This is a genomic window from Pseudactinotalea sp. HY160 (assembly GCF_009372055.1).
Lineage (GTDB): Bacteria > Actinomycetota > Actinomycetes > Actinomycetales > Beutenbergiaceae > HY158.
In genome coordinates this window covers 582359-591888 of sequence record NZ_WHMT01000001.1, presented here as the reverse complement: position 1 = coordinate 591888, position 9530 = coordinate 582359, and the positions used below count along the sequence as shown (strand labels likewise).

Below are 9530 nucleotides of genomic sequence, written 5' to 3'. Positions count from 1 at the left end.
GGACATGCCCGAAGGTGAACGCGCGTAGGAACGTGCCCAGCGTCGAGGGCGCACGCGCATCCTGGAACAGTTTGCCCATCCCGCCGTGGCGCAACAGGTCCATGTCATCGATGGAGTCGGCCCCGGCGGTCATACCCGCGACCAGCGCCAACACCTTCGCCCCTGGGTTCGCGCTGCCCGCACCCGACAGACTCAGATGCTCACCGACCAGCGCCGACAGCCCAGCACGCTCGGCCAGCGCCATCACCGGGACAAGACCCGCCACGCCGACCAGATTCGGATCGTCGAACCGTACCGAGGAGACATGAGATAGTTGCATCTACGAGATGCCCTTCTTTTTTGGGACTGCGTGCGTTGACAACACGCATTATCCCAGGCCAGGAGGGCATTCTCATGCTCCCACGCCACCCAGAATCAAACCAGCACGGTGGATCCAGGCTCAGCCGAACTCGAACAGGGCACCGCATGCATACGTGATTCACCTCGGCGCCCAGGAGCTGGTGATCCGACAGCGGTACGAGTTCCTGAGCATCGCCAACGACATCCTGATCGCGCTCTGGTTCCTCGTCGGCAGCTTCCTGTTCTTCTCCGACTCCACCGTCTACGCAGGAACCTGGCTGTTCGTGCTCGGCAGTGTGGAGATGCTCATCCGGCCGCTCATCCGATTGACCAGGCATGTGCACTTGCAGCGCTACCACCCACACGCAGGCTCCGCAGCGGCCGCCGGTAACGACTTCTGACCGGGCACCGACCGCAGGGGGCCGTCGTCGACGACGGGAACCCGGTCTCCCACCGGGCACCCGCCTGGTACCGACCAGTACGCGCCACGCCGCCGGGCGACCGCCGCTCGCGTCCGCGCCTGCTCAGCGCGTGCGCCAGCAGCCCGGGTGCCAGTGCCGCCGGTCGGCCAGCCCGGCCTCCTCGCCGAGCAGGTGGTCCTGCCGGAAGGCGACCACGTGCCGCACGCCCGGTGGGATCGGCCGGTGACAGCCCGGGCACGTGTACACCTTCTCGGTGGACGTCACCGTGCGCACGGTCCACGTGCCGTCCCGGGCCGACTCGGTCCGGGCCCCGCCCCGCAGCACGGCGTCCACGTCGAGCTCCGGATGCGGCTCGTCGTAGGGGCGCTTCCTACGCCGGCGCGACGACATCGAGCAGCTCGAGGTCGGCACTCGTGCGCACGATCTCGGCGGCGTTGCCCACGCGCAGCGCCCCGAATCGCGGATCGGGATCGATCACGCCGGCCGGAACGACCGAAGCCGCCCCGACCGCGTCCACGAGCCCCACTCCCCCGCGCACGCTCGTGCGCACGACGTCGAGCAGGTGCGCCGTGCCGCCGGCGATCGAGCCGCCCTCCGCGAGCCTGGCGATGCCGCCGGAGACCACGACGTCGAGGCTCCCGAGCCGATAGGCCCCGTCGGCCATCCCCGCGGCCGCCATCGCATCGGTCACGAGCGCGATATTCGCCGAGCCTGCCAGCGTGAACACGTCGGTCACGAGTTCCGGGTGCAGGTGCGCGCCGTCGGCGACGAGCTCGACGACGACCTCCCCCTCCCGCGCCGCGGCGAGCGCCGGCGGCACCGGCCCGGGGTCGCGGTGGTGGATCGTGCGCATCCCGTTGAACAGGTGGGTCACAGTCGCGCGCCGCCCACTGCCCGCGAGCATCGCGGCCGTCTCGGTCAACGCCGTGCGCATGACCTGCGCATCCGCGTCCGTGTGGCCGAAGGAGGGCAGCGCCCCGCCGGCGATGAGCGTGTCGACGACGCCTCCCGCCCCGAGCAGGTTCTCCGTCTCCGGGGCGAGGGTCATCGTGCGCACGTGCCCGCGCCCCGCGCGCAGCACCCGCGCCGTCAGCTCCGGGTCGCCGCCGGTGATGTGCGCCGGGTTCTGCGCCCCGCAGCGGGCGACCGAGATGAACGGTCCCTCGAGGTGGATGCCGGCGATGACGCCGGCCTCCGCCACGTCGGCGAGCATCGCGACCTTCTCCACGAGTGCGTCGCCGCCGGCGGTGACGAGCGAGGCGATCATCCGGGTCGTGCCGTGCCGGCGGTGCTCGGCCACGGCGACCGCGATCTCCTCCGGGGTGGAACTGTCGGGGATCGACGCCCCGCCGCCGCCGTGATTGTGCACGTCGACGAGCCCGGGCAGCAGCAGCTCCCCGGCCCGGGGCGCGGCGGGGGCGGCCGCGCGCACCGGCTCGGGGGCACCCGCCCAGGTTCCCACGTGGGTGATCACGCCACCCGAGAAGCCGAGGACGCCGTCCTCGATCACGTTCTCCGGGGTGACCACCCGGCCGCGTAGCGCCTCCACCTGGGCTCCTCTCGAATACTCGGACTGCTAGAACAGGCGGGACTCGACGTCGTCGATTCCCCTCATGGCATCGTAATCCAGCACGAGGCACCGGATCCCCCGGTCCTCGGCGAGCACCCGGGCCTGCGGCTTGATCTCCTGCGCCGCGAACACCCCGGTGACCGGCGCGAGCAGCGGGTCCCGGTTGAGGAGCTCGAGGTAGCGGGTGAGCTGCTCGACCCCGTCGATCTCGCCGCGCCGCTTGATCTCCACCGCGACGTGGCCGCCGTCGGTGCGGGTGAGCAGGTCGACCGGGCCGATCGCGGTCGGGTACTCCCGGCGCACGAGCGCGTGGCCCGCCCCGAGCAGGTCGACCTGCTCCGCGAGCAGCTTCTGCAGGTGCGCCTCGACGCCGTCCTTGATGAGCCCGGGGTCGATCCCGAGCTCGTGCCGGTCGTCGGCGAGCACCTCGTAGATCCACACCTGGAGCCGGTCGTCGGTCTTCGTCTGGACGACGTTCCACACCTGCCGCACGCCCGTCGCCGCCTGCTCGGGGTCCGGTTCGGCCACGGCCAGCGAGCAGGGCGGGCTCATCCAGTTGAGGGGCTTATAGGAGCCGCCGTCGGAGTGCACGAGCACCGAACCGTCGGACTTGAGCATGAGCACCCGCGTCGCGCGCGGGAGGTGGGCGGTGAGGCGGCCGGTGTAGTCGACCGCGCATTCGGCAACGACGATGCGCACGGTTCTCTCAGATCACGCGGGAGGTTCGGGAATCGGGCGGGCTGGCCTCGAGCCAGGAGACGAGGCCGTCGATCGCCCCATCGGGTGCGGCGAGGTAGAACTCCTCGCCCCGGTAGCGGCAGTGGGCCTCGCTCACCTGGCTCGTGCGCTCCTCGATGCGACGCGCCCGCCGGGCCAGGATGAGCAGCTCGCGGCGGTCGAAGGTGCGCTGGGGCTGGATGGACAACGAGACCACCTCGTGCCAGGCGAGGTGGTCTCGTGTGTAGGTCGCGATGCCGGCGAACCAGCGGCCACCCAGGAGGAGGGCGCATTCGAACGATCCCACCCGCGAGCCGATGGCGCGCAGGCGCCAGAAATACAATCCGGTCAGGGCGAAGCCGACCACAGCGATCCCCGCCAGGGTGATCAAGCCGGCTCGCAGGATCATCTAATCGGCGTCGGTTCCGGACTCGACCGTCGCGTCGATGACGATGGTCACGATGTCGTGGTCGACCGAGACGAATCCGCCGCCGACCTCGAGCTCGACCTTCTCCCCGCCCGTGGGCGTGACCAGCACCGTGCCCGGGCGCAGCACCGCGAGCACGGGCTGGTGTCCGGGCAGGATGCCGATCGAGCCCTCGGAGGCGGGGGCCGTGATGGCACTCGCCTCACCGGCCCACACCGTGCGGTCGGTGGCGACCACCTCAACGCTCAAAGCCACGGTTCACCCTCTCGTTCGTCTGCTGTCTCGGCCGGGCGATCAGCGCAGCTCGGACTGGATACGGGCCCAGTTGCGCTCGAGGTCCTCGAGGCCACCGATGTTGAAGAAGGCCTGCTCCGCCACGTGGTCGTACTCGCCGAGGGCGATCTTGTCGAAGGCCTCGATCGTCTCGGTCAGCGGCACGGTCGAGCCGGTCACGCCCGTGAACTTCTCGGCCATGTACGTGTTCTGCGAGAGGAACTGCTCGATCCGGCGGGCCCGGTTGACCGTGACCTTGTCCTCCTCGGAGAGCTCGTCGATGCCGAGGATGGCGATGATGTCCTGCAGTTCCTTGTTCTTCTGCAGGATCGACTTGACCGCGGTCGCGACCCGGTAGTGGTCCTCCCCGACGTAGCGGGGGTCGAGGATGCGACTGGTCGAGGCCAGCGGGTCCACGGCCGGGTAGAGGCCGCGCGAGGCGATCTCACGGGAGAGGTTCGTGGTCGCGTCCAGGTGCGCGAACGTCGTCGCCGGCGCCGGGTCGGTGTAGTCGTCGGCGGGCACGTAGATCGCCTGCAGCGAGGTGATGGAGTGGCCGCGGGTCGAGGTGATCCGCTCCTGCAGCACACCCATCTCGTCGGCCAGGTTCGGCTGGTAGCCCACCGCCGAGGGCATGCGGCCCAGCAGCGTGGACACCTCGGAGCCGGCCTGGGTGAACCGGAAGATGTTGTCGATGAACAGCAGCACGTCCTGGTTCTGCACATCGCGGAAGTACTCGGCCATGGTCAGGGCCGAGAGGGCCACGCGCAGTCGCGTGCCCGGCGGCTCGTCCATCTGGCCGAACACCAGGGCGGTCTTGTCGAAGACCCCCGCCTCCTCCATCTCGACGATGAGGTCGTTGCCCTCACGGGTGCGCTCGCCGACCCCGGCGAACACCGACACACCGCCGTGGTTCTGGGCGACGCGCTGGATCATCTCCTGGATGAGCACGGTCTTGCCCACGCCGGCGCCGCCGAAGAGGCCGATCTTGCCACCCTGGACGTACGGGGTGAGCAGGTCGATGACCTTGATGCCGGTCTCGAACATCTGGGTCTTCGACTCGAGCTGATCGAATGCCGGGGGCTTGCGGTGGATCGGCCAGCGCTCGGACACCTCGAGGGTCTCGCCCTCGGCGAGGTTGAGCACCTCGCCGATGACGTTGAAGACCTTGCCCTTGGTCACGTCGCCCACGGGCACCGAGATCGCCTCGCCGGAGTCGCGCACCTCGGCGCCGCGGACGAGCCCGTCGGTCGGCTTGAGGGCGATGGCGCGCACGACGTTGTCGCCCAGGTGCTGGGCGACCTCGAGGGTCATCTCGAACGCCTCTTCGCCCTCGCTCTGAGCGCTCAGGTCGATCGTGGTCTTGAGGGCGTTGTAGATGTCGGGGATCGCGTCCGGCGGGAACTCGATGTCGACGACGGGGCCGATCACGCGGGCGACGCGGCCGATGCCCGCGCCGGGCGAGGAGGGCGCCGGGGTGTCAGAGGCGGTGGCAGTCATGGGGTTTCGTCCTTCTGTCTTCAGCTCGCGGCCAGGGCATCGGCCCCGGAGACGATCTCGCTGATCTCCTGGGTGATCTCTGCCTGCCTGGCCGTGTTAGCCAGACGCGTGTACTTACGGATGAGGTCCTCGGCGTTCTCAGTCGCCGTGTGCATTGCCCGCTGCCGCGCCGCCAGTTCGGAGGCGGAGGCTTGGAGCATCGCGTTGAAGATGCGGCTTTCGATGTAGCGCGGCAGCAGCGCGTCCAGCACGCCCTCCGAGCTCGGCTCGAAGTCGTAGAGCGGGAGCGCCTTCTCCGCGGCGGGGGTGACGCCCTCGACCACCTCGAGCGGGAGCATCCGCACGACGCGGGGCTCCTGGGCGACCATCGACTGGAACCGGGTGTAGACCACGTGCAGTTCGGCCACGCCGCCCATGTCCGCCGGTGCCGTGAAGGCCTTGAGGAGCGTCTTGGCCACCTCCCGCGCCACGTCGGCGCTCGGGTTGTCCGAGTCGCCGGTCCAGGACTGGTGCACCTCGGCCCCGCGGAACGTGAAGTAGTTGACGCCGCGCCGGCCGGTGACGTACAGCACCGGCTCCTTGCCCTCGTCGCGGAGCTGATCGCGCAGGCGCTCGGCCTCCCGCAGGATCGTGGCCGAGTAGGCCCCGGCCATCCCGCGGTCGGCCGTCACGACGAGCACGGCGACCCGGTTCGTGTCGGGCCGCTCCGTGGTGAGCACGTGCTCGGCGTCCGAGTGCGTGGCCACCGCCGAGACGGCGCGGGTGATCGCCCGTGCGTACGGGTAGGCCTGCTCGGCGCGGGCGCGCGCCTTCCCGATCCGGGAGGCCGCGATGAGTTCCATGGCGCGGAACATCTTCTTGAGCGTCTCGGTCGATCGGATCCGCTGCTTGTAGATCCGCTGGGAGCCAGCCATTCTCAGCCCCGCTTCTGCTTGACGATCTGCTCCTGATCGATGTCGACGTCCTCACCGTCACCCGCGGGCGCGTCGCCGCCTGAGACGCCGGAGCCGTCACTCGTCAGGAAGGTGCTCTTGAACTTCTCGACGCCGCTCTCCAGCTTCGCGCGGGTGTCGTCGTCGAGCTTGCCGGTCGAGGCGAGCACGTCGATGACGTCGGTGTTGCGACGGAAGTAGTCGATGAGCTCGGCCTCGAATCGGCTCACGTCCGGCAGCGGAACGTGGTCGAAGTGCCCGTTCGTGCCCGCCCAGATCGAGATGACCTGGTCCTCGGCGTCGTACGGCGACAGCTGCGGCTGCTTGAGCAGCTCCATGAGCCGGGCGCCGCGCGTGAGCTGGGCGCGGGAGGCGGGGTCGAGGTCCGAGGCGAACATCGCGAACGCCTCGAGCGAGCGGTACTGGGCGAGCTCGAGCTTGAGCGTTCCCGAGACCGACTTCATCGCCTTGACCTGGGCGTCGCCGCCCACCCGCGACACCGAGATGCCGACGTCGACCGCCGGTCGCTGGTTCGCGTTGAAGAGGTCGGACTGGAGGAAGATCTGTCCGTCGGTGATCGAGATGACGTTCGTCGGGATGTACGCCGAGACGTCGTTCGCCTTCGTCTCGATGATCGGCAGCCCGGTCATCGACCCGGCGCCGAGGTCGTCCGAGAGCTTCGCGCAGCGCTCGAGGAGCCGCGAGTGCAGGTAGAACACGTCGCCCGGGTAGGCCTCGCGGCCCGGCGGCCGGCGCAGCAGCAGGGAGACGGCGCGGTAGGCCTCCGCCTGCTTCGACAGGTCGTCGAACACGATGAGCACGTGCTTGCCCTGGTACATCCAGTGCTGGCCGATGGCCGAGCCGGTGTAGGGGGCGATGTACTTGAAGCCGGCCGGGTCGGAGGCGGGGGCGGCGACGATCGTCGTGTACTCGAGCGCGCCGGCCTCCTCGAGGGCGCCGCGCACGGAGGCGATGGTCGAGCCCTTCTGGCCGACGGCGACGTAGATGCAGCGGACCTGCTTCGTCGGGTCGCCCGAGGCCCAGTTCGCCTTCTGGTTGATGATCGTGTCGAGGGCGATCTGCGTCTTGCCCGTCTGGCGGTCACCGATGATGAGCTGACGCTGACCCCGACCGACCGGGATCATCGCGTCGATCGCCTTGAGGCCGGTCTGCAGCGGCTCGTGCACCGACTTGCGGTCCATGACCCCGGGGGCCTGGAGTTCCAGGGCCCGCCGGCCGTCGGTGGCGATCTCGCCGAGACCGTCGATCGGGTTCCCGAGCGGGTCGACGACCCGGCCCAGATATCCTTCGCCGACCTCGACGGAGAGCACGTCGCCGGTCCGGCGCACCTGCTGTCCCTCCTCGATCCCGGCGAACTCGCCGAGCACGACGACGCCGACCTCGCGGACGTCGAGGTTCAGGGCCAGGCCCAGGGTGCCGTCCTCGAAACGGAGCAGCTCGTTCGCCATGACACCGGGCAGACCCTCGACCTGCGCGATTCCGTCGGCGGCCATCGTGACCGTGCCGACCTCCTCGCGCGCGCTGGTGGCCGGCTCATAGGAGCTCACGAAGCTGTCGAGCGCAGCCCGGATCTCCTCGGGCTTGATCGTCAGTTCAGCCATGAGTGGGGATTCCTCTTCCTTTTCACCGCTCGAGTGGTATCCAGCGGGGCGAAGTCCAAAAAGCTTGTGGTCAGCCGGCCAAGCGCCGGCGTGCCTCGTCGAGGCGGGTGAGCACGGTGGCGTCCACGAGCTCGTCGCCCACCTGGATCCGCAGACCGCCCACGAGGGCAGGGTCCACGGCGACATTGACCTGCATGGTGCGACCATAGGCGCTCGAGAGCATCGCGCCCAACCGGTCCTGCTGTGCTCGGGAGAGCGGGACCGCGGCCGTGACCACGGCCAGGAGCCGGTTGCGCCGGGTGGCGGCGTGTTCGGCGACGCGCATGAGTCCCGCCGTGAGGGTGCGCCCCCGCGGTGCTGCGACGACCCGGCTCACCAGGTCGAACGCCTCCGAACCGATCCGCTCGCCGAAGACCGATCGCACCAGGTCGACTCGGCGCTCGGCGGGAAGGTCGCGGTTCGACAGGCTCAGCCGCAGCTCCCGTTCCTCGGCCAGGAGCCGCACGATCCGGAAGACGTCCTCCTCGAGGTCGGCGATCCCGTCACGGGAGTCGGCGGCCACGAGCAGGGAGGTGATCGCGAGTTCCTCGACGGCGTCGGTCAGGTCCCGTTCGTCCGACCACCGGTCGCGGGCGAGGCCCGCGATCAGGTCGGCGACCGGTTCGGCGACCGTCGCGCCGAACACGTCCGTGACGAGTCGGGCCTTCGCCTCCCCCTCCCGCGTGGGCTCGGTCAGCGCACGCCGCAGGCCCGCCGAGGAGTCGAGCACGTCGACGACCGCGAACAGCTGCCGGCCGTAGTCGGCGGCCTGCGGGCCCGCACCCGTGACGACCGGCTCCCACCGGCCCGCGGCGGCGGCCAGGCTGGCCGAGGAGGTCGCGCGCATCAGGACTCCTTGGCGGTCGACTCGGTGGCCGTGAGGGTTCCGTCCAACTCGTCCAGGAAGCGATCGATCACGCGGGACTGGCGTGCGTCCTCGGCGAGCGCCTCGCCCACGATCCGGGAGGCCAGTTCGCTCGCGAGCGACCCCACCTCCTCGCGCAGCGAGACGACCGCGGATGCCCGCTCCGCCTCGATCTGGCGCTGGGCCGACTCGAGGATGCGCGCGGCCTCCGCCTGGGCCTGGTCGCGGGCCTCGCCCCGGATCACCTTGCCCTCGGCGTTGGCCTCGTCCCGAATGCCCGCGGCCTCCCGACGGGCGGCCACGAGTTCGGCCTCCTTCTCGGACTGCGCCGCGGCGGCCTCGGCCTGGGCCTTCTGCGCGAGTTCCAGTCCGCCCTCGATCTTGGCGGTCCGCTCGTCGAGCAGGGCCGTCATCTTCGGCATGAGGTACTTGAAGAAGAAGAACCCGATCACGACGGTGACGACGGCCGACCAGAACAGGTCGAAGCCGGCGGGGATGAGGACGTCGAGTCCACTGATCTCGGCCACGGGCAGTGGCTCCGCGAGATTCATCGGTTACTCCTGATGTCGATGGGGCTGAACTGGCATGCGTCGCAGTCGGGGACTAGCCGCACCCGATCAGAAGATGAGGCCGGCGACGAGACCGAGCAGACCCAGCACCTCGATCAGCGCGGCACCGATCATCATGTTGGTGAAGAGCCGACCGGCGACCTCGGGCTGACGCGCCGTGGCGATCTGGGTCTGGCCGAACACGATGCCCAGGCCGATGCCCGGACCGATCGTCGCGAGGCCGTAACCAATGGTTGCGATATTGCCTTCCATGAA

Annotated in this window: 12 protein-coding genes and 1 pseudogene; 1 reads left to right on the top strand and 12 read right to left on the bottom strand. The window is 69.8% G+C overall.

Annotated features, from left to right (window positions below; all coding sequences use genetic code 11):
• Window positions 1-319, bottom strand: a pseudogene (locus GCG21_RS02655) (IS1380 family transposase); the annotation flags it as partial.
• A gap of 181 nt (window positions 320-500) precedes the next feature.
• Between GCG21_RS02655 and GCG21_RS16545 the strand changes: the two are divergent.
• The gene (locus GCG21_RS16545; protein WP_370460188.1) at window positions 501-740 is read left to right on the top strand and encodes a YrhK family protein; all 240 of its coding nucleotides are present in this window, start codon (window positions 501-503) and stop codon (window positions 738-740) included.
• 123 nt (window positions 741-863) lie between these two features.
• On the opposite strand, the gene GCG21_RS02645 is transcribed toward GCG21_RS16545, so the two are convergent.
• The 11 genes from GCG21_RS02645 to atpE all read right to left on the bottom strand — a co-directional run bounded on the left by GCG21_RS02645 (window position 864) and on the right by atpE (window position 9527).
• Window positions 864-1151, bottom strand: coding sequence for a hypothetical protein (locus tag GCG21_RS02645; protein ID WP_152817661.1), 288 nt, complete (start codon window positions 1149-1151; stop codon window positions 864-866).
• Complete coding sequence (locus GCG21_RS02640) at window positions 1132-2310, bottom strand: N-acetylglucosamine-6-phosphate deacetylase (RefSeq protein WP_370517223.1); 1179 nt, start codon at window positions 2308-2310, stop codon at window positions 1132-1134. Before GCG21_RS02640 ends, GCG21_RS02645 begins: the two co-directional genes overlap by 20 nt.
• Window positions 2311-2337: 27 nt before the next feature.
• Window positions 2338-3030, bottom strand: coding sequence for an endonuclease NucS (gene nucS, locus GCG21_RS02635; protein ID WP_153877575.1), 693 nt, complete (start codon window positions 3028-3030; stop codon window positions 2338-2340).
• A gap of 7 nt (window positions 3031-3037) precedes the next feature.
• Window positions 3038-3457: a DUF2550 family protein gene (locus GCG21_RS02630; RefSeq protein ID WP_152817660.1), complete on the bottom strand. Its 420-nt coding sequence runs from the start codon at window positions 3455-3457 to the stop codon at window positions 3038-3040.
• The gene (locus tag GCG21_RS02625) at window positions 3458-3730 is read right to left on the bottom strand and encodes a F0F1 ATP synthase subunit epsilon (RefSeq protein WP_153877572.1); all 273 of its coding nucleotides are present in this window, start codon (window positions 3728-3730) and stop codon (window positions 3458-3460) included.
• A gap of 39 nt (window positions 3731-3769) precedes the next feature.
• A complete protein-coding gene (gene atpD / locus GCG21_RS02620; protein ID WP_152817659.1) occupies window positions 3770-5248 on the bottom strand; it encodes a F0F1 ATP synthase subunit beta in 1479 nt (492 codons plus the stop codon).
• Between the two features lie 20 nt (window positions 5249-5268).
• Entirely contained in the window at window positions 5269-6162 is an 894-nt protein-coding gene (locus GCG21_RS02615; protein WP_152817658.1) for a F0F1 ATP synthase subunit gamma, read from the bottom strand.
• A 2-nt stretch (window positions 6163-6164) separates the two neighbouring features.
• The gene (atpA, locus tag GCG21_RS02610; protein WP_152817657.1) at window positions 6165-7802 is read right to left on the bottom strand and encodes a F0F1 ATP synthase subunit alpha; all 1638 of its coding nucleotides are present in this window, start codon (window positions 7800-7802) and stop codon (window positions 6165-6167) included.
• Between the two features lie 70 nt (window positions 7803-7872).
• Window positions 7873-8688 carry a F0F1 ATP synthase subunit delta gene (locus GCG21_RS02605; RefSeq protein WP_152817656.1) on the bottom strand — a complete coding sequence of 272 codons (816 nt, stop codon included), beginning with the start codon at window positions 8686-8688 and terminating at the stop codon, window positions 7873-7875.
• Window positions 8688-9257 (bottom strand): F0F1 ATP synthase subunit B, encoded by a 570-nt coding sequence (locus GCG21_RS02600; RefSeq protein ID WP_152817655.1) that lies wholly within the window; start codon window positions 9255-9257, stop codon window positions 8688-8690. The genes GCG21_RS02605 and GCG21_RS02600 overlap by 1 nt, the downstream gene beginning before the upstream one ends.
• A 66-nt stretch (window positions 9258-9323) precedes the next feature.
• On the bottom strand, window positions 9324-9527 hold the full coding sequence (gene atpE / locus GCG21_RS02595) for an ATP synthase F0 subunit C (RefSeq protein WP_152817654.1): 204 nt from the start codon (window positions 9525-9527) through the stop codon (window positions 9324-9326).
• Between the last annotated feature and the right edge of the window lie 3 nt (window positions 9528-9530).

Excerpts from the sequence above, each read along its gene's own strand:
- GCG21_RS02645 (WP_152817661.1), bottom strand. The coding sequence starts at position 1,151 with ATGTCGTCGCGCCGGCGTAGGAAGCGCCCCTACGACGAGCCGCATCCG.
- GCG21_RS02630 (WP_152817660.1), bottom strand. The coding sequence starts at position 3,457 with ATGATCCTGCGAGCCGGCTTGATCACCCTGGCGGGGATCGCTGTGGTC.
- atpD (WP_152817659.1), bottom strand. The coding sequence starts at position 5,248 with ATGACTGCCACCGCCTCTGACACCCCGGCGCCCTCCTCGCCCGGCGCG.
- GCG21_RS02615 (WP_152817658.1), bottom strand. The coding sequence starts at position 6,162 with ATGGCTGGCTCCCAGCGGATCTACAAGCAGCGGATCCGATCGACCGAG.
- atpA (WP_152817657.1), bottom strand. The coding sequence starts at position 7,802 with ATGGCTGAACTGACGATCAAGCCCGAGGAGATCCGGGCTGCGCTCGAC.
- GCG21_RS02605 (WP_152817656.1), bottom strand. The coding sequence starts at position 8,688 with ATGCGCGCGACCTCCTCGGCCAGCCTGGCCGCCGCCGCGGGCCGGTGG.
- GCG21_RS02600 (WP_152817655.1), bottom strand. The coding sequence starts at position 9,257 with ATGAATCTCGCGGAGCCACTGCCCGTGGCCGAGATCAGTGGACTCGAC.
- atpE (WP_152817654.1), bottom strand. The coding sequence starts at position 9,527 with ATGGAAGGCAATATCGCAACCATTGGTTACGGCCTCGCGACGATCGGT.